Consider the following 17,731-nt stretch of genomic DNA (forward strand, 5'->3'; position numbering starts at 1 on the left):
GCGCCGAACTCGCGCGCCGCCTGCACGATGTGCTTGACGATGACGGGTCGGCTGAGCGCCGAGACCAGCGGGTACTTGTCGTGGTAGAGCGCGTTCGCCTTGAGCGCCGGCATGCAGTACTCTTCCGCGAACTCGTCGCGAGCGTCGGCCACATACGCCTCCACGGCGCCGCAGTCGAGAGCGCGCTGGCGAATCACCTCGAGGTCCTCGCCTCCCTGGCCCACGTCCACCGCGACGGCCACCACCTCTGCGCCGGTCGCGTCTGCGATCCAGCCGATCGCGACGGAGGTGTCAAGGCCGCCTGAGTATGCCAGGACGATGCGTTCGGTCATGTGTGTTTCTCCTGAGGTTTAGTCGGGGGCCACGCCGGAAGCGCGGTCGAGGAACGTTCGGGCAAGGGTCGGGCCGCCGAGGGCGTCCCTGGAAATCACGAAGACGGTGTCGTCTCCCGCGACGGTTCCGACCACGTCTGGGTCGTCGTGACCGTCAATGCCTGAGGCGAGGTATTGCGCCGCGCCGGGAGGGGTGCGCAGGATCGCGATGTTCGCCGAGCCATCCGCGGAGAACAGCAGTTCGGCGCACAGCCGGTTGAGGCGACCGCCGGTGTCGCCCGAGGCCTCGAGCGAGGACTGCGTGGTGTAGACCATGTGGCCCGACGCTCCCCGCACCTTCAGCGCGCCGATGTCGAGCAGGTCGCGCGACAGGGTCGCCTGCGTGACCGAGATGCCCTGCACGGCGAGCCGCATCGCCAGGTCGCCTTGAGAGCGGATCTCTTCCGACTCGATCAGGCGCGCGATGAGCGCCTGACGGGCCGACTTGGTGCCGGGAATCGTGGGGCTCATGACGCGCCCTCACCCGCATGCGCGGCCAGCCAGGTCAGCAGGGCCTTCTGGGCGTGCAGACGGTATTCGGCCTCCAGCCAGACGATGCTCTGCGGGCCGTCGATGACGTCGGCCGTGATCTCCTTGCCGCGGTAAGCGGGCAGGCAGTGCAGGACCTGTGCGCCGGGAGCCGCGATCTCGAGGCTGCGGGCATTGACCTGGTACGCGTCGAAATGGCCGGTGCGCTCGCCCGATTCGGCCTCGTCGCCCATCGACACCCACGTGTCGGTGGCGATGACGTCCGCGCCGCGCACAGCGTCGTCGTGATCCGTCGTCACCGTCACGGAGCCACCCTGCTGCGCAGCAAGCCGCTTCGCGTCCAGCACGATCGCCTCGGAAGGCATGTAGTCCGCGGGAGCGCCAACTCGCACGTGCATTCCCGCGAGCGCGCCGCCCAGCAGGTAACTGTGCGCCATGTTGTTGGCGCCGTCGCCCACGTAGGCAAGCGTCAGACCCGCGAGCGCGTCCACTCCACCACGCGCGTCGGCGACGGCCGCGAGATCGGCAAGAATCTGGCACGGGTGGAAGTCGTCGGTGAGCGCGTTGACCACGGGCACGCCCGCGTACCGAGCCATCTCCTCGACGCGGTCCTGGCCGAAGGTGCGCCACACGATCGCGCTCACCTGGCGTCCCAGGACGCGCGCGGTGTCGGCCACGGACTCGCCGCGGCCCATCTGCGACGAGCTGGCGTCGAGCACCAGCGGGTATCCGCCCAGCTCTGCGATTCCGGCGGAGAACGACACCCGCGTGCGCGTGGACGGCTTGTCGAACAGCACGGCCACGGCCTGGGGCCCATCAAATGGCCGATGCAGGTAGCGGTGTGTGCGGAAGGCCAGGGCCAGTTCGAGGACCTCTCGCTGCTCGGAGGCCGTGAGGTCATCGTCCCGCAGGAAGTGGCGCACCATCAGGCCTCCTTGGCATCGGCCGTGTGGGAGACGAGGTAGTCCGCAAGCCACTGGACGAACGGCTCCGCCTCGGCCTGCGTGAGCGTGAGCGAGGGGGCCAGCCGGATCGTGTCGGGGCTGGGCGGGTTGACGATGAAGCCGTCCTCAATCGCGGCGGCGGCGACGGCAGCGGATATCTCCGCCTCGAGCCTGATGCCCAGCAACAGGCCTTCTCCGCGCACCTCGACGACGCCGGGCAGTGCACCGACCGTGGCCTTGATCCACTCCCCCATGACCTTGACGTGGGCGAGCAGACCACGCGATTCAATGGCGTCGATGGTGGCCAATGCGGCGGCCGAGGCGAGCGGGTTCCCGCCAAACGTGGTGCCGTGCTGTCCCGCGGTGAGCAAGGTGGCGGCCCTCGTGCCGAACGCGACCACCGCTGCGACAGGGAAGCCGCCGCCGAGGCCCTTGGCCAGGGTGACCACGTCGGGCGTGATGCCATGCGCCTGCATCGCGAGCCACGTTCCCGTGCGGCCGATGCCCGTCTGGACCTCATCCGCGACCAGCAGCGAGCCGTGCGTGTCACATAGGCGGCGCGCGGTCTCCAAATACTCGTGGCTGAGCGGCTTGACGCCCGCCTCGCCCTGGATGGGTTCGATGAAGATCGCCGCGACGTCGTCCCCCATGGCCTCTTCGAGCGCCGCGACGTCGTTCGCAGCGATGAAGTCGACGCCGGGCGCGAGCGGCGCAAAGGGCGCGCGGTACGCCTCCTTGTGCGTCAACGTGAGCGCGCCCGTCGACCTGCCGTGGAACGACTCGGTGAGCGCGAGGATTCGGGTGCGCCCGGTCCGGCGCGACATCTTGAACGCGGCCTCGTTGGCCTCCGTGCCGGAGTTGGCCAGGAATACGCGCGAGCCCTCGGGGGCCCCGCAGATGTCGAGTAGGCGCTCCGCCAAGGCGATCTGCGGCTCGGTCGCGAAGAAATTGGAGACGTGAGACAGCGTGGCGGCCTGGGCGGAGATCGCGGCGACCCATGCGGGGTCCGCGTGGCCCAAGGCGTTGACGGCAATGCCACCCAGGAGGTCGAGGTAGCGGTTGCCGTCGGCGTCCCACACGTAGGAGCCTTCGCCCTTGGTGAGGACTCGCAGCGGGCGCCCGAAGGTGCCCATCAACGCGGACTGGTAGCGGTCGAGACCCTGCTCGCTGAGTGCCCGAACACCGCGTGCCCCGGTCATCCCCACAGCTCCACGTCGTCGGGTCGCACCATCGTGCCCACACCGGACGAGGTGAAGATCTCGGTGAGGATCGAGTGCGGTTCACGGCCGTCAATGATGTGCGCCTGGCTCACGCCGCCACGCACGGCCCGCAGGCAAGCCTCCATCTTGGGAACCATGCCGGACATGAGGCTGGGAAGCAGCTTCTCCACGTCGGTGGCGTGGATGCGGCGTACCAGTGAGGAGCGGTCGGGCCAGTTGGCGTACAGGCCCTCCACGTCGGTCAGGACGATGAGTTTGCGTGCGCGTAGCGCCACGGCGATCGACGCTGCAGCGGTGTCCGCGTTGACGTTGAGCACCGTGGTGGGGTCGTCCATGTCGGGCGCCACCGTGCTGACCACGGGAATGCGTCCGGCGGCGATGATGTCCTGAATGGCTGCGGGGTTGACCTTGACCACGTCACCCACCTGGCCCACGTCGACCTTCTTGCCGTCGACCATGGCGTGCCGGCGCTTGGCCTGGAGCAGGCCCGCGTCCTCACCCGAGAGGCCCACGCCGAGCGGCCCGTGGTCGTTGATGAGCCCCACGAGTTCGCGCGACACCTGGCCGGTGAGCACCATGCGCACCACGTCCATCGCCTCGGGGGTGGTCACCCGCAGGCCGCCCTTGAACTCGGACTCGATGCCCAGCCGACCCAGCATGTCGGTGATCTGAGGCCCGCCGCCGTGCACCACCACGGGCTTGAGGCCTAACAGCCGCAAGTGCACGATATCCTGCGCGAAGGCGCGCTTCAGCACGTCGTCCACCATGGCGTTGCCGCCGTACTTGATGACGACGATGGCGCCCTTGAACTGCTCAATCCAGGGCATCGCGTCGATGAGGACGCTGACCTTCTGCTGAGGGTTGAGGTCGGGTGTATCGATGAGATCGCTCATGAGCTGTACGCACTGTTCTCGTGGACGTAGTCGTGGGTGAGGTCGTTCGTCCAGACGGTGGCAGTCGCGTCTCCGGCGTGGAGGTCGATGACCACGTCCACCGCCCGCGGGGCCAGGTCGACGAGATCGCGTGATTCGCCCACTCCCGCCGCCTTGCACACCTGCACGCCGTTGAAGTAGACATCCAGCAGGTTCGCATCGAACGGCGCGACGGCTTCCGGCACCGTGCCCGCGGCCGAGATAATGCGGCCCCAGTTGGGGTCACGGCCGAAGACCGCGGCCTTGAAAAGGTTGGACCGGGCCACAGCACGGGCGACGGCCTCGGCCGCGTCCTCCGTGGTGGCGTTGATGACCTTGATCGCGACGTCGTGCTCCGCGCCCTCTGCGTCCGTCAGCAACTGCTGGGCGAGATCATGACACACAGCGGTGAGCGCCTCCTGGAATGCGGCCGGTTCCGGGCTCACGCCCGACGCGCCGGAGGCCATCAGCACCACGGTGTCGTTGGTAGACATGCACCCGTCGGCGTCGAGGCGATTCAGGGTGGTCCGCACCGCTTCCTTGAGGGCGGCGTCGGCAAGCGCCGGGTCGATGTCGGCGTCGGTGGTGATGACGCACAGCATCGTGGCCATTCCGGGCGCGAGCATGCCCGCGCCCTTCGCCATCGAGCCGATCGACCAGCCATCGCGTTCCGCGACCGCGGTCTTGCGCACCGAGTCGGTGGTCATGATGGCGTGCGCGGCCGCGTCGCCGCCGTCGGCTGCCAGCTCTCCGACGGCCGCATCGACGCCGCCGAGCAACTTGTCCATCGGCAACCGCACGCCGATGAGTCCGGTCGAGCAGACGGCCACATCCCCCGCAGAGATGTCCCTACCGGTGGCCTGCAGCGCCGACGCCACACGCTCGGCGGTGGTGTGAGTGTCCGCGAAGCCCTCGGGGCCGGTGGCGGCGTTTGCCCCGCCGGAGTTGAGGATCACGGCGTCCACCCGACCGTCGGCCACCACCTGGCGGCACCACGCGATGGGCGCCGCGAACACGCGGTTGGAGGTGAAGACGCCCGCGGCGACGAACGACGGACCTTCGTTGACCACGAGCGCGACGTCGCTCTTGCCCGTGGACTTGAGCCCGGCCACTACTCCCGAGGCGAGAAACCCCTGAGGGTGTGTGACGGTCACGGGGCCACCCCAATCTGGTTGAGGCCGGTGGTTTCCGGCAGTCCAAGCGCGATATTCATCGACTGCAGCGCGGCGCCCGCGGTGCCCTTCACGAGATTGTCAATCGCGCACACGGCGACGACCTTGCGGGCCTTCGTGTCGACGGTGACCTGCAGGAGGGCCGTGTTGGCGCCGATCACCCCGGCGGTCGAGGGCCATTGGCCTTCGGGCAGCACGTGCATGAACGGCTCGTCCGCGTAGGCCCCGACCCAGGCGGCGCGCACTGCCTCGGGGCTCACTCCGGAAATAAGAGGTGCGGTGACGGTCGCGAGAATCCCGCGCGACATCGGAACCAACACGGGCGTGAAGCTGATCCGCACGTCGTCCGCACCCGCGCTCAGGAGGTTTTGAATGATCTCAGGGATGTGACGATGCGTTCCCCCCACGGCGTAGGGAACGGCGGCCCCGAGGCCCTCGGAAGCGAGCAAGTTGGTGGCCAACTTCTTTCCGGCGCCCGAATAGCCCACGGCGAGGGTCGCGACGATGTCGGTGGCGTCGACCACGCCCGCCGCGACGCCCGGCTGCATTGCCAGCGTGACGGCGGTGACGTTGCAGCCGGGAACCGCAACCCTGCGGCTGCCCTTCAGCGTCTCGCGCTGGTGACCGGTCGCGGTGATGAGTTCAGGCATCCCGTAGGGCCACGTGCCGGCGTGTGTGCCCCCGTAGTATTCGGACCACGCCTCGGCCGATGCCAGTCGGTAGTCCGCCCCGCAGTCGAGCACCAAGGTGTCGGCGGGCAATTGGGCGGCGATCTCCCCCGACGCCCCGTGTGGCAGGGCCAACACGACGACGTCATGTCCCGCGAGCGCCTCGATGGTGGTCGGCACGATGACGCGGTCGCCCAGCGGCACGAGGTGTGGGTGGTGGATGCGAAGGGTGTCCCCTGCGGAGGAGTGCGCGGTGAGCGCCCCGAACTCGACATCCGGGTGTCCGCTGAAGACGCGCAACACCTCCCCGCCGACGTATCCGGACGCGCCTGCGACTGCCACAGAGAGAACCATGTGCATAACTATACACTATGGTGCATGGAAAGCGGACCCGTTGGGGGCCCGGAGAGTCCCCAACCGTGACGTTGGGGACCCACAAAGGAAACAAGGTCCGGGCACAATGGCACTATGCAGAACCTTCGCATGCGGGTGATGAGGAGCAGTGACATCCCCGCCGTCACTGCGCTCAACAACACCGCCTACCCGGCCGTCACCATGCTCACGGAGGAGCAGATGACGCAACTGTTCGACCTGTGCGACATCCGGCTGGTGGCCACGAACCGGGACCGTGAGGTGACGGCGTTCCTGCTGAGCCTCGGCATGGGCAAGGACTACGACTCCGAGAACTACCGATGGTTCGAGGAGCGCGGCGTGCGTCACCAGTACATCGATCGCGTCGTCGTCGGATCCTCCGCCAAGGGAACCGGAATCGGCCGGGCGCTGTACGAGTCGGTCTTTGAGCAGGCGCGTCAAGTCGGCGCCAACGAGGTCACCGCGGAGATCAACGTCCGCCCGCCCAATCCTGGTTCCATGGCGTTCCATGAGCACCTTGGGTTCCGGCGCCTGGCTGAGCAAGAAACCAAGGGCGGCTCGATCCGCGTGGCGCTGCTGGCACGGTCCGTCTACTAGCGGCTACTCGCCCACCCGTCGATCGCCGTACGATCACACCATGCGCATCCTCATCGTCGGCGGTACCGGGCTCATCTCTTCGGCCTTTGCGCATGCGTGTGCCGCGCGCGGCGACGACCTCACCCTCATCACGCGCGGTCGACCGGGGAGCCACCCCGCGCCGGCCGATGCCAAGGCCATCCACGTCGACGCGACCGACGCGGTCGCTCTCCGTTCGGCCGTGCGGGGCCCACGATTGAGGGGCGAACGCTGGGACGCCGTGGTGCAGTTCGTGGCCTTCACCCCCGATCAGGTGCGAGATGACGTCGAGACCTTCGCGCCGCTCGCCGATCGCTACGTGCTGATTGCCACGGCCGCCGCCTACGCGACGTTCGACCACTTCCACCCGCTCACCGAGGACACCCGCCTGAGCAATCGCTTCTGGGACTACGCGCAGCAGAAGATCGCGTGCGAAGAGGCCCTCGTCGCCCTTGCGCCTGCCGCCGGGCTCGACTACACGATCGTGCGGCCCGCCCACACCTACGGAGACTCCAAGATCCCTGCCTACACCGGCAACTCGCGTCACCCGTGGACGGTCGTGGACCGCATGAGGCGCGGCGCGGACATCGTCATCCCTGGGGACGGCACCGCCGTGTGGACACTCACGCACGCATCCGACGTCGCTGCAGGCATCCGGGGACTCCTCGAGTCGCCGCTCGCGGTCGGGCGCGCCGTGCATGTCACCTCGGACGAGGCGCTCACCTGGACGGGCTTGTATGCGACAATCGCCCGAGCGGCGGGCCTGACCGCGGAACAGTTCGCCGCTCAGGCCGTCTACGTCCCGACCGATGCCCTCGTGGCTGCCGCTCCCAGCCAGTTGGGCTCGCTGCGGGGCGACAAGATGCATTGCGCCGTCTTTGACACCTCACTCATCAAGGAACTCGTGCCCGGTTGGCAGGCGACGGTACCTTTTTCGCAAGGCGTGGGCCAGGCGATTGAGGCCTTCGAGAGCAACCCCGCCTGGTGCGCGGTAGACGAGGACGCGAACGCGATGTTCGATCGCCTCGGATCGATCTACCGGGCGGCGCTGCACGCCGCAGCAGCCGGCTAGCGGCGCGGTTACCGGCCGCACCGTGCGCACGGTCGACATGCGAGCGAACGCGCCGCTGTGCCACGCTAGGTCCATGCGCCGCACCAGCACCGTTGTATTCGCAGTAGCCGCAGCCCTCGCGCTCGGCGCCTGCTCGTCCGGCACCCCCGACCTCACGGCGACGACTCACAGCCCCTCGCCCACTCCCACCGCGACCGCTTCGCCGACTCCGAGCCCTTCGCCGTCGCCGAGCCCCTCTCCCGCAGACGCCACGCCTTCCGCGTCGGAACCCGCCGCCGGCAACCCCTGCAACACGCCCGGCGTCACCGCGCAGGGACTTCCCGCGATTGACTTCAACCGGTACGCCAACATCTGCCTGGGTATGTCGTTCGCGCAGGCCTCCAACGCGATGCCGGGCCCGACCGTCGCGGGGCAGCCCGAGTGCCCGTGGTACGCGGAGGTGTTGTCCGTCGACGATCCGGGCCTCTACGTTGCCGCGGTGACGTACCCCGACAACCCCGGCGGCGAGATCTTCCTGTTCCGGATGATCTGGATGGGCGACCCGGCGGCCGCGGCCGCCTTCGACGCCCCCGCCACCCAAGAGGGAATCTCGGTCGGCTCCACGAGGGCGGCGGTCACGGCCGCATACCCCTCGGCCACCGCGGTCACAGTCGACGACCCCTCGCGCGGGCCCCGTGACCAGCTCGTCGCCGCCGGCCCCGCCGGAAACTCCCTCGTCTTCGACGTCACGAGCGGACGCGTCGACACCGTGTACTGGGGCAAGCGGATCGCCACCGGCGCCGCCGGTGAACTGTGCGCGCTGTGACCCACCCACCACGGGCCGCGATGGGCGTCGTCGCGATCGGCGGAACCGGGCTGGTCCCCTAACGAGCGGACATCGCCCTGCTCACGTGGTCCAGCAGCTCGTTCCACGACGCGACAAACTTGTCGACGCCTTCGTCCTCGAGCTCGGCCGTCACCTCGGCCATCGAGACACCTGCCCCCTCGATCGCCGCCAGCGCCGAGCGCGCCGTGTCGTACGTGCCACGCACAGCGTCCCAACTCGTGGGATCCGAGGGCGTCTGGCCGTGATCGTTCACCGCCTCCAGCGTCGACATCGGCATGGTGTTGACCACGCCCTGCGTCACCAATTCGTCGACGTACATCGTGTCCGGAAAGGCGTCGTCCTTGACGGACGTCGACGCCCACAGCGGCCGCTGAGGGTGGGCGCCCTTGGCCGCGAGCACCTTGAATCGATCGGAAGCGAGAGTCTGCTCGTGAAACTCCATCGCCAATCGGGCGTTCGCGATCGCCGCCGTCCCGCGCGCGGGGTGGCCCGGCCCCATCGCGTCGAGCAGACCATCAACCTTCGAATCCACGCGACTGACAAAGAACGACGCAACCGACATGATCTTCGAGACATCGTGACCGGCAGCATCGGCCTGCTCCAGGCCCGACAGGAAGGCGTCGACAACCTCGCGGTACCTCTCGAGGGAGAAGATCAGGGTCACGTTGACGCTGATGCCCTCCGACAACGCGGTCGTAATGGCGGGCAGACCCTCGCGCGTCGCCGGAATCTTGATCATGACGTTGGGGCGATCGACGAGCCACCACAGGTAGCGGGCCTCAGCAATCGTGGCCCGCGTGTCGCGCGCAAGACGCGGGTCCACCTCGATCGACACCCGGCCGTCGATGCCGTCGGTGGCGTCGTACACGGGTCGCATGACGTCGCAGGCCTCGCGCACGTCCGTGGCCGTGATGGTGCGCACCGCCTCACCCACGTCGACGCCACGCGACGCGAGGTCCGCGATGTGCGGGTCGTACAGGCTTGATCCCGACACTGCAGACGCAAAGATGGACGGGTTGGTGGTCACTCCGACGACGGAGCTCTCGCGGATGTCTCGGGCAAGCTGCCCGTCCCTGATCCGGTCGCGGCTCAATTCATCGAGCCACACTGAGACGCCAGCGGCGCTGAGCGCGGCAAGCGCGGGGGAAGTGGGTCCTTCGGTGGCCATGTGGAGCTCCTTCGAAATCGCGGGGCCCTCGCCATGATCGGCGGAGGCCGACATCGGGTGAACGCCTCGCCGAGTCCCCTTGCTTCCCCGACCGGCAATGCGGGTCGCACGGCCCCCCGGTTCTCGCCACCAGCGAAAGTGTGGGGACCGGCCGGGCAGTCGACATAGAGTCGAAGGAAAGGCGGTCGTTCACTGAGACCACCCTATCCCCGCGCTCACGACCGCAAGGAGCACCATGGATGCCGCACCCACATCCGAAGTTCTCGCACCCACGTGTCGCGAGGCGGCGTGATGACCGCCGGCGCGTCGAACGCGTTTGTCTTCTTTGGCGCGACCGGCGATCTCGCGCGCAAGCAGATCTTCCCGGCACTGCATGCGATGGTGGCGGCGGGAGAGTTGGATGTCCCGGTGGTGGGCGTCGCGCACTCGGGGTGGAGCGTTGACGACCTCCGCAGCCGGGCGAGGGAATCGGTGCTCGAGAACGGGGGCGAAGACGACCAACACCTGGAGTCGCTGCTGGGCCTGCTGAGGTATGTCGACGGAGACTACCGAGACGCCACGACGTTCGATGCCCTGAAGGAGGCGTTGGATGGAGCGACGCGCCCCGCTCACTACCTCGCGATCCCGCCCTCGCTGTTCGGCACCGTCGTGGATGGCCTGCAGAGCGCCAATCTTCACGACGACGCCAGGGTCATCGTCGAGAAGCCGTTTGGACGCGACCTCGCCTCCGCCATCGAGCTTGACGCCGTCGTCGCGCGCGCCTTCACCGAAGATGAGATTTTCCGCATCGACCACTACCTGGGCAAAGACGAAATCATGAACCTGCTGTACTTCAGGTTCGCCAACTCGTTCTTGGAGCCGGTGTGGAACCGACACCACGTCGACCACGTGGAAATCACGTTGGCGGAGGACTTTGGCATCGAGGGCCGCGGCGCCTTCTACGAGTCCGCCGGTGCGCTGCGCGACGTGATCGAGAATCACGTCTTCCAGATCGTCGCGCTGCTCGCCATGGACCCCCCGGCGTATCAGGGTTACGACGCGGTGCAGCGCGCCAAGGAGTCGGTGTTCCGATCCATGCGTCCGCTGACCCGGGATGATCTTGTGCGTGGCCAGTTTGTGGGCTACCGAGACGAGCCCGGCGTCGCGTCGGATTCGGACGTGGAGACCTTCGCAGCCGTGCGACTGTTTATCGACTCGTGGCGGTGGTCTGGAGTGCCGTGGCTACTGCGCACGGGAAAGAATCTCGCGGCCAAGGCCGGCGAGGTGCGCGTGTACTTCAAGCGTCCGCCGCAAGTGCTCTTTGACGATGCCGAAGCGGACAGCGAGTCCAACTACTTTCGCTTCCGCCTGTCTCCCGTGTCGGAGATTGCGCTCGCGGCGCGCGTCAAGACGCCGGGCGAGGAGTTCCAGGGCACCCAGCGCGAACTGCTCATCCACACGGAAAGCACTCACGAGCGGGCCCCGTACGAACGCCTCCTCGCCGGCGCCATGGCGGGCGACCGGGCGCTGTTCACCGCGGGTGGCTCTGTCGAGGCCGCGTGGCGTGTCGTCGACGACGTCCTGACGGACCACGAGCCGGCCATCCCTTACGAGATCGGAACGTGGGGCCCGCCGGAGGCCGACCGTCTCGCCGCCGATTTCGGCGGCTGGCACCCTCTCGACCCCGACGCGAAGTCGTCCCCTACCGCGAGCCCCAAGGAGAACTGACCATGACCACAGAAGACCCGATGCGGATCGGCATGGTCGGACTGGGGCGGATGGGAGCCGGATTGAGCCGTCGGCTGATGGCGGACGGCCACGAGGTCGCCGTCAACGACGTCAACGCCGACGCGGTGAACGGCCTGGCGAGTGAAGGCGCCATCCCGGTGCACCAGGTCGCCGACTTTTTCACGGCGTTGGAGAGCCCCCGCACGGTCTGGGTGATGGTGCCGGCCGGCGAAGTGACCGACACGGTGATCTCCGACCTCGCGGACGTGCTGGAACCAGGTGACACGATCATCGACGGCGGGAACACGTACTACCGCGACGACGTGCGCCACGCGAAGGACCTGGCGAAACGCGACCTCACCCTCATCGATGTCGGCACGTCGGGCGGCGTGTGGGGTGTCGAACGCGGATTCAGCCTCATGGTCGGCGGCGACGCCGATGCCGTGAAACGGCTCACGCCGATCTTCCGCACGATTGCTCCCGGCATCGGGGCCGTGGAACGCACCCACGGCAAGACGGGGGCCGCCCTGCCCGGAGAGGAGGGATGGCTGCACTGCGGGCCCGTGGGCGCGGGCCACTTTGTGAAGATGGTCCACAATGGCATCGAATACGGCCTCATGGCCGCATACGCGGAGGGCTTCAACGTCCTCAAGGCGGCCAACGCCGGAACCCCCGGCACGGCCGCGTTCGAGGCTCAAACCGCCCCCATGTCGCACCCCGAGTACTACCAGTACGACTTCAACGTGGACGAGGTGGCCGAGGTGTGGCGCCGCGGCTCCGTCATCGGCTCCTGGCTGCTGGACCTCACGGCCGACGCCCTGCACGCCTCCCCCGACCTCGATCAGTTCTCGGGCAACGTCGCGGATTCCGGTGAGGGCCGTTGGACGTCCATCGCGGCGATCGACGAGGGAGTCCCCACCCCGGTACTCACGACCGCGCTGTACTCCCGCTTCTCCTCACGCGATCTGGACGCATACTCCGAGAAGGTTCTGAGCGCGATGCGCAAGGGATTCGGCGGTCACGCGGAGTCCAAGCCGACGGGCGAGTAGCCGCTCCCAGCTCCCTTCGGTTCTCCTCGGCCACGCCGATGCGCGCTCCTGACGAGACCAACGTCCCCCCTCATCCCCCTCACTGAACGGCAAACTTCAGGTAAAGAAAGGGTGCGATCTGCCCGTCGTGCTCGTGTCCCGAGGGAGTTTCTGTGCACACCCGAACCGAGCACGCCATTCCATCGACGGTCGACCTGGCGCCCGCATTGCGCACCGCCCTCGAGGCGAGCCCGCGCGTCGTCGTTCCTGCCACGCGTGCCGAGCTCTACGCACTGGCCCTGGGGCCCGAAGGCGACCCGGTGTTCTCCGTCGACTACGAGGCACTCGGCGAGACCGTGACGGAGGCGACCGTCACACGGTGCCGCAACGGCATCGCCGTGAATTACCCCGACGACTACATGCGCAGGCGCGACCCCCAGTGCATGCACATCGCCGACGACCGCCCCACGGACAAGACCCGCTACGCCGACGCCTTTGGCGAAAGCTTCAACCGGGTCAAGCAGGAGACACTCGACTGGCTGGGAACGCAGGAACTGGTGGCGGTGCCATTCAAGGCGGGCGCACTCAGTTTCGGCTCGCCGTCCCTCGCCGTCATGCCCCTCAACGCTGCGTTCTTCGCGCTCACGCTCATGGACCTGCAGGGGTGGACCACCTTCGACCAGATCGGCCCGTACTCGCCGCGCTCGATCCTGTACGTCGCTCCGCCGTTCCGGCAGACGCATTTTGATGGCAAACAGGTGGTGGTCCACGACCGCAGCGAGACGCTGCACGAGATCTTCGCGTACAACCTGTACCCGGGCCCGAGCGCCAAGAAGGGCGTGTTCTCGGTGCTGCTCGATGTGGGCGAACAGGAGGGATGGATCACGGCCCACGCCTCGTCGGTTCGCGTGACGACGCCGTACGACAACGAGACCATCATCATGCACGAGGGAGCCTCCGGCGGAGGCAAGTCCGAGATGTGCCAGGACCTGCGCCGCCAAGACGACGGCCGCATCCTGTTGGGCACCGACGTCGTGAACGGCGAGCCGTACTACATCACCCTCAGCGAGTCCTGCGAACTCGACCCCGTCACCGACGACATGACGTTGTGTCACCCATCGGTCCAGACCGGCGACGGCCGCATGGTGGTCGCCGACGCGGAGGACGGCTGGTTTGTGCGCGTCGACAACCTCAGACAGTACGGCGAAGACCTCTACTTGGAGCGTGCGGTCATCCACCCGGAGGAGCCGCTCGTCTTCTTCAACATCGACGGCACCCCCGACGCGACGGCGCTGCCCTGGGAACACACGCTCGACTCGACCGGCGCGCCGTGCCCCAACCCGCGCATCGTGATCCCCAGGTCGAACATCCACCGCATCGTCAACGAGCCCGAGGCCGTCGACGTTCGCACCTTCGGCGTGCGCATGCCGCCATGTACCAGGGACATCCCGACTTACGGCATCATGGGCATGACGCACTTTGTGCCGCCCTCGATCGCGTGGCTGTGGCGCCTGATCGCCCCGCGCGGGGACAAGAACCCGTCGATCGGGGAGGCCGCCGACGCGGTCGATACCTTCGAGCACGGCGGCATGGTGGCGGAGGGCGTCGGGTCCTATTGGCCGTTCTCAACGGGGACCAAGGTGGCTGCGGCGAACCTGTTGCTCAAGCAGCTGCTGGAGTTCAACCATACCCGCTACGTGCTCACACCCAACCAGCACATCGGCGCCTACGACGTGGGCTTCTCGGCCGAGTGGCTGACCCGCGAATGGCTCGCGCGTAAGGGCGCGGGTCGCATGCGAGCGACCCAACTCGAACCTGCGCGTTGCCCCCTGTTCGGCTACGCGCCCAAGGAGATCACCCTCGACGGCCAGCCCGTGCGGCGCACGCTGCTGCGCCCGGAGACGCAGTCCGGGGTGGGGATCGAGGCGTACGACAAGGGCTGCGCCATCCTCACGGGCTTCTTCAAGGCGGAGCTCCGCCAGTTCCTCACAGAGGACCTAGACCCGTTGGGCCGCCGGATCATTGAGGTGTGCATGGAGGACGGCACGATCGAGGACTACGAGGCGCTCACGCCGATGTACCTCTAACTGGCGGCCGTCAAGCCCCCTGCGGGGCTCTGGTGCACCGCCACACGCGGTCACGCCACCGTGCGCGGCTCTCACGCACCCGCGGGCCGTGCCGTGATGATGCCTGCGAAGGGGCCCGCGAAGGCATCGGGCTCGCCGTCGCCTGACACCCACAGGCGGGAGATCTGGCCGTCAAGGTACAACGCATCCTGACAACCGAGTTCGTCCCGGAAGAGGGTGGCGAAGTCGTGAAAGTTGGTGAGCGTCCACGACAACGCCAGGTACACGGTACGACCGTCGGGGCTGACGCCCACGCCGGAGCGGTAGGCCAGGTTGGTGGAATTCTCGCGGAACTCCGGGTGCACCTGTCCGTCGAGCACGAGGGCGGGGCCCGACTGGGTAGCGAATCGCACCCCGTCGGCGCCGTAGTCGGCAGAATCCACGACCGCCGCGGTGCCGTCGTCCAGAATCTCAAACACCCCGTTGGGTTTGAGGTGGAAGTTTCCGCCGCCGTCGGCAAGGTTCAGGTCGCGCAGGGTCGCCCCATCGCGGACCAGCAATCCCCCGGGCGCGAACTGCGGCGTGAAGATTCCCGCGTTGGTGGCGACCTTGATGCTGGGGTCCGCGTCAAGAACATCGGCGAGCATCTGTCCGTCGGCTTGGGGGTTCCAGTCGACGCGCACGTCCCACTGGTCGAGCGGCAAGGTCACCACCTTGTAGCGGTTGCCGGCATGTTCGACGACGCGCACGTCGACCGGCACCGTCACACCGGCGGCCGGGGAGCCCTCGGCGGCCGATGCCGTCGGCGCGGTCGCTGGTGAGGCCGTCACGGTCACGATCGCGGATCCGGGGCTGGGGGCGGGGGCTGGACCAGTGCAGCCGACAACCGCGGCTCCCGCCGCTACTGCGATGAGCGCAGACCGGGCGATCAGTCCCCTGCCTCTGCCTCGGCCCACTGTGGCGATCTCGCGCATCCGGCAAGCGTAATGCGGCGCAGCCCACGTCCCGCGCGCCTAGAATCACGCCATGGCCGTGTCGGAACTGTCCACGTCGACCCAGGACTACGTCAAGTGCGTCTGGACCCTCCAGGAGTGGTCCGGGGGGGCCGTGTCCGTCACCGCGTTGGCCGAGCGCCTCGGGGTGCGCACCTCCACCGCATCGGACGGCGTCAAGAAGCTCGCCGAACAGGGGCTCGTGGCGCACGAAACCTACGGCGGCATCACCCTCACCGACGAGGGCACCGCTCACGCGCTGGCGATGGTGCGCCGACACCGGCTGCTCGAGTCGTACCTGGTGCAAGAGCTGGGCTACTCCTGGGATGAGGTGCACGACGAGGCGGAGATCCTCGAGCACGCGGTCTCCGATCGACTCATGGCCGCGATTGACGCCCGGCTCGGTCACCCGACCCGCGATCCTCACGGCGATCCGATTCCGTCTTCGGACGGTTCCGCCCACCTTCCCCATGCCGTTCCCCTGTCCCACGCGGAACCCGGCCCTGCGGTCATCGTGCGACTGTCCGATTCCGACCCGGAACGGCTGAGGCGATTCGCGGGCGCCGGTCTCAAGCCGGAAACGAAAGTCCACGTGGGTGACGACGGCACAGTGGAAGTCGCGGACTCCGTGGTGGCGCTCGACCCCGACGACTCCGCGTCGATCTGGGTGACGGGGTCCCGAGACTGAGCGCTCGTTCCGCTAGCTCCCCATGAACGTGACCACGAGCAGTGCGATGTTGAGCGCCACGATGAGCGCAACCACGAGCCACGACAACGCCTTCAACGACGCCACCATGACGTGTTCGCCCATCACCCGCCGCGAACTCGTGAGCCGCACCAGCGGAATCAGCGCGAAGGGGATTCCGAGGCTCAGCACCACCTGACTCATCACGAGCGCGTACGTGGGGTCGGATCCGACCCCCAACACGATGAGTGCGGGGATCAGGGTGAGGAGCCTGCGCAGGACCAAAGGCACGCGCTTCTTGATGAGCCCTCCCATCACGACGGCGCCCGCATACGCACCCACGGAGGTGGCGGCGAGTCCCGAGGCGAGCAGCCCGATCGCGAAGATCACGCCGATCGCGGGGCCGAGCGCGTTGACGATCGCCTGGTGTGCCCCCGCGATGGTGTCCGTTCCGCCCACGCCCCGCAACGACGCGGCCGCGAGCAGCAGCATCGCAATATTGACGGAGCCCGCGATCACAAGTGACCACAGGACGTCCACCTTGGTCGCCTTCAGCAATCGAGGCAGTCGCGCGTTGTGCTCGTCCACCTCGCCCGACGTGGCGTGCGCGAGCGCCGAGGGCTTGAGGCTGCCTTCGGGCCGTGTTCCCTCGGGGCCGAAGTGCGGCAGGTGCCGGTCGCGCGACAGGGACGAGTGGAGGTAGATGGCGTGCGGCATCACGGTGGCGCCCAGCATCGACGCTGCCAGGACTACGGTTCCGGGGCCGTCGAAACGTGGCAACAGGCCCCCGGCCGCGCCGGCCCAGTCGACGGGACTGACAAAGAGTCCGGCGAGGAATCCCACCGCAATCACGGCCAACATGCCGATGATGACGAACTCGAAGGGCTGTTGACCCCGCCGCGACTGAATCGCGAGCAGCACCATCGACACGGCGCCCGTGATGACGCCTCCCCAGACCAGCGGGAGGTCAAACAGCAGACTCAGGGCGATGGCGCCGCCGACGACCTCGGCCACGTCGGTGGCGGCGGCGACCACCTCGGCCTGCACCCAGTACGACAGTCGCGGCCACTTGCCCAGACGGGCGCCAAGGATCTCCGGAAGCGAACGCCCGGTGACGAGGCCGAGTTTGGCGCTGAGGTACTGGACCAGCACCGCCATCGCGTTCGACGCCACCAGCACCCAGACAAGAAGGTAGCCGTGCTCGGCTCCGGCCGTGAGATTCGCGGCGACGTTACCCGGATCGACATAGGCGATTGACGCGACAAACGCGGGGCCGAGCAGCCTCCAGAGGCCGCGCTCGGGGCGCGCTACGCCCGGCTTTCGCGGCGCGGACACGGCATTGTTCGGCATCCCGAACAATCTAGCATCGCGGGCCCGGAGACAAGAACGCCGCACTCCTCCAGTGACAAGGCACTGGGTGAGCGC

General features: G+C 67.9%; 17 protein-coding genes. 7 read left to right on the plus strand and 10 right to left on the minus strand.

Annotated features, from left to right (window positions below):
• The 7 genes from QZZ29_RS03360 to argC all read right to left on the minus strand — a co-directional run.
• A partial coding sequence (locus QZZ29_RS03360; protein ID WP_291381373.1) for an argininosuccinate synthase domain-containing protein occupies nt 1–332 on the minus strand: 332 nt, incomplete at its 3' end.
• Between the two features lie 18 nt (nt 333–350).
• The gene (argR, locus tag QZZ29_RS03365; protein WP_291381374.1) at nt 351–842 is read right to left on the minus strand and encodes an arginine repressor; all 492 of its coding nucleotides are present in this window, start codon (nt 840–842) and stop codon (nt 351–353) included.
• The gene (gene argF, locus QZZ29_RS03370) at nt 839–1,786 is read right to left on the minus strand and encodes an ornithine carbamoyltransferase (protein ID WP_291381375.1); all 948 of its coding nucleotides are present in this window, start codon (nt 1,784–1,786) and stop codon (nt 839–841) included. The genes argR and argF overlap by 4 nt, the downstream gene beginning before the upstream one ends.
• Complete coding sequence (locus tag QZZ29_RS03375; RefSeq protein ID WP_291381376.1) at nt 1,786–3,003, minus strand: acetylornithine transaminase; 1,218 nt, start codon at nt 3,001–3,003, stop codon at nt 1,786–1,788. Before QZZ29_RS03375 ends, argF begins: the two co-directional genes overlap by 1 nt.
• Nucleotides 3,000–3,917, minus strand: coding sequence for an acetylglutamate kinase (gene argB / locus QZZ29_RS03380; protein WP_291381377.1), 918 nt, complete (start codon nt 3,915–3,917; stop codon nt 3,000–3,002). Before argB ends, QZZ29_RS03375 begins: the two co-directional genes overlap by 4 nt.
• Complete coding sequence (argJ, locus tag QZZ29_RS03385; RefSeq protein ID WP_291381378.1) at nt 3,914–5,089, minus strand: bifunctional glutamate N-acetyltransferase/amino-acid acetyltransferase ArgJ; 1,176 nt, start codon at nt 5,087–5,089, stop codon at nt 3,914–3,916. Before argJ ends, argB begins: the two co-directional genes overlap by 4 nt.
• The gene (gene argC, locus QZZ29_RS03390) at nt 5,086–6,135 is read right to left on the minus strand and encodes an N-acetyl-gamma-glutamyl-phosphate reductase (protein ID WP_291381379.1); all 1,050 of its coding nucleotides are present in this window, start codon (nt 6,133–6,135) and stop codon (nt 5,086–5,088) included. The genes argJ and argC overlap by 4 nt, the downstream gene beginning before the upstream one ends.
• 108 nt (nt 6,136–6,243) lie before the next feature.
• Between argC and QZZ29_RS03395 the strand changes: the two genes are divergently transcribed.
• From QZZ29_RS03395 to QZZ29_RS03405, 3 genes are all read left to right on the plus strand, one after another.
• Nucleotides 6,244–6,744: a GNAT family N-acetyltransferase gene (locus QZZ29_RS03395; RefSeq protein WP_291381380.1), complete on the plus strand. Its 501-nt coding sequence runs from the start codon at nt 6,244–6,246 to the stop codon at nt 6,742–6,744.
• 40 nt (nt 6,745–6,784) lie between these two features.
• Nucleotides 6,785–7,834: an NAD-dependent epimerase/dehydratase family protein gene (locus tag QZZ29_RS03400; RefSeq protein WP_291381381.1), complete on the plus strand. Its 1,050-nt coding sequence runs from the start codon at nt 6,785–6,787 to the stop codon at nt 7,832–7,834.
• A gap of 73 nt (nt 7,835–7,907) precedes the next feature.
• Nucleotides 7,908–8,639, plus strand: coding sequence for a hypothetical protein (locus QZZ29_RS03405; protein ID WP_291381382.1), 732 nt, complete (start codon nt 7,908–7,910; stop codon nt 8,637–8,639).
• A gap of 58 nt (nt 8,640–8,697) precedes the next feature.
• Here the strand turns inward: QZZ29_RS03405 and tal are convergent, their stop codons facing one another.
• On the minus strand, nt 8,698–9,828 hold the full coding sequence (gene tal / locus QZZ29_RS03410; RefSeq protein WP_291381383.1) for a transaldolase: 1,131 nt from the start codon (nt 9,826–9,828) through the stop codon (nt 8,698–8,700).
• A 291-nt stretch (nt 9,829–10,119) separates the two neighbouring features.
• Between tal and zwf the strand changes: the two genes are divergently transcribed.
• From zwf to QZZ29_RS03425, 3 genes are all read left to right on the plus strand, one after another.
• On the plus strand, nt 10,120–11,535 hold the full coding sequence (zwf, locus tag QZZ29_RS03415; RefSeq protein WP_291381384.1) for a glucose-6-phosphate dehydrogenase: 1,416 nt from the start codon (nt 10,120–10,122) through the stop codon (nt 11,533–11,535).
• Between the two features lie 2 nt (nt 11,536–11,537).
• Nucleotides 11,538–12,584 carry a phosphogluconate dehydrogenase (NAD(+)-dependent, decarboxylating) gene (gnd, locus tag QZZ29_RS03420; RefSeq protein ID WP_291381385.1) on the plus strand — a complete coding sequence of 349 codons (1,047 nt, stop codon included), beginning with the start codon at nt 11,538–11,540 and terminating at the stop codon, nt 12,582–12,584.
• Between the two features lie 152 nt (nt 12,585–12,736).
• Nucleotides 12,737–14,650 (plus strand): DUF4914 family protein, encoded by a 1,914-nt coding sequence (locus tag QZZ29_RS03425; RefSeq protein ID WP_291381386.1) that lies wholly within the window; start codon nt 12,737–12,739, stop codon nt 14,648–14,650.
• A gap of 71 nt (nt 14,651–14,721) precedes the next feature.
• On the opposite strand, the gene QZZ29_RS03430 is transcribed toward QZZ29_RS03425, so the two are convergent.
• Nucleotides 14,722–15,603: a phosphodiester glycosidase family protein gene (locus tag QZZ29_RS03430; RefSeq protein ID WP_291381388.1), complete on the minus strand. Its 882-nt coding sequence runs from the start codon at nt 15,601–15,603 to the stop codon at nt 14,722–14,724.
• Between the two features lie 52 nt (nt 15,604–15,655).
• Between QZZ29_RS03430 and QZZ29_RS03435 the strand changes: the two genes are divergently transcribed.
• A complete protein-coding gene (locus QZZ29_RS03435) occupies nt 15,656–16,309 on the plus strand; it encodes a metal-dependent transcriptional regulator (RefSeq protein WP_291381389.1) in 654 nt (217 codons plus the stop codon).
• A gap of 12 nt (nt 16,310–16,321) precedes the next feature.
• Here QZZ29_RS03435 and QZZ29_RS03440 read toward each other — a convergent pair whose 3' ends face one another.
• On the minus strand, nt 16,322–17,656 hold the full coding sequence (locus QZZ29_RS03440) for an Nramp family divalent metal transporter (RefSeq protein ID WP_291381390.1): 1,335 nt from the start codon (nt 17,654–17,656) through the stop codon (nt 16,322–16,324).
• Between the last annotated feature and the right edge of the window lie 75 nt (nt 17,657–17,731).

Origin of the sequence: Demequina sp. (assembly GCF_016278765.1) — a bacterium.
GTDB lineage: Bacteria > Actinomycetota > Actinomycetes > Actinomycetales > Demequinaceae > Demequina.

Coding starts and splice junctions, on each gene's coding strand:
- argR (WP_291381374.1), bottom strand. CDS start 842: ATGAGCCCCACGATTCCCGGCACCAAGTCGGCCCGTCAGGCGCTCATC.
- argF (WP_291381375.1), bottom strand. CDS start 1,786: ATGGTGCGCCACTTCCTGCGGGACGATGACCTCACGGCCTCCGAGCAG.
- QZZ29_RS03375 (WP_291381376.1), bottom strand. CDS start 3,003: ATGACCGGGGCACGCGGTGTTCGGGCACTCAGCGAGCAGGGTCTCGAC.
- argB (WP_291381377.1), bottom strand. CDS start 3,917: ATGAGCGATCTCATCGATACACCCGACCTCAACCCTCAGCAGAAGGTC.
- argC (WP_291381379.1), bottom strand. CDS start 6,135: ATGCACATGGTTCTCTCTGTGGCAGTCGCAGGCGCGTCCGGATACGTC.
- QZZ29_RS03395 (WP_291381380.1), top strand. CDS start 6,244: ATGCAGAACCTTCGCATGCGGGTGATGAGGAGCAGTGACATCCCCGCC.
- QZZ29_RS03400 (WP_291381381.1), top strand. CDS start 6,785: ATGCGCATCCTCATCGTCGGCGGTACCGGGCTCATCTCTTCGGCCTTT.
- QZZ29_RS03405 (WP_291381382.1), top strand. CDS start 7,908: ATGCGCCGCACCAGCACCGTTGTATTCGCAGTAGCCGCAGCCCTCGCG.
- tal (WP_291381383.1), bottom strand. CDS start 9,828: ATGGCCACCGAAGGACCCACTTCCCCCGCGCTTGCCGCGCTCAGCGCC.
- zwf (WP_291381384.1), top strand. CDS start 10,120: ATGACCGCCGGCGCGTCGAACGCGTTTGTCTTCTTTGGCGCGACCGGC.
- gnd (WP_291381385.1), top strand. CDS start 11,538: ATGACCACAGAAGACCCGATGCGGATCGGCATGGTCGGACTGGGGCGG.
- QZZ29_RS03430 (WP_291381388.1), bottom strand. CDS start 15,603: ATGCGCGAGATCGCCACAGTGGGCCGAGGCAGAGGCAGGGGACTGATC.
- QZZ29_RS03435 (WP_291381389.1), top strand. CDS start 15,656: ATGGCCGTGTCGGAACTGTCCACGTCGACCCAGGACTACGTCAAGTGC.
- QZZ29_RS03440 (WP_291381390.1), bottom strand. CDS start 17,656: ATGCCGAACAATGCCGTGTCCGCGCCGCGAAAGCCGGGCGTAGCGCGC.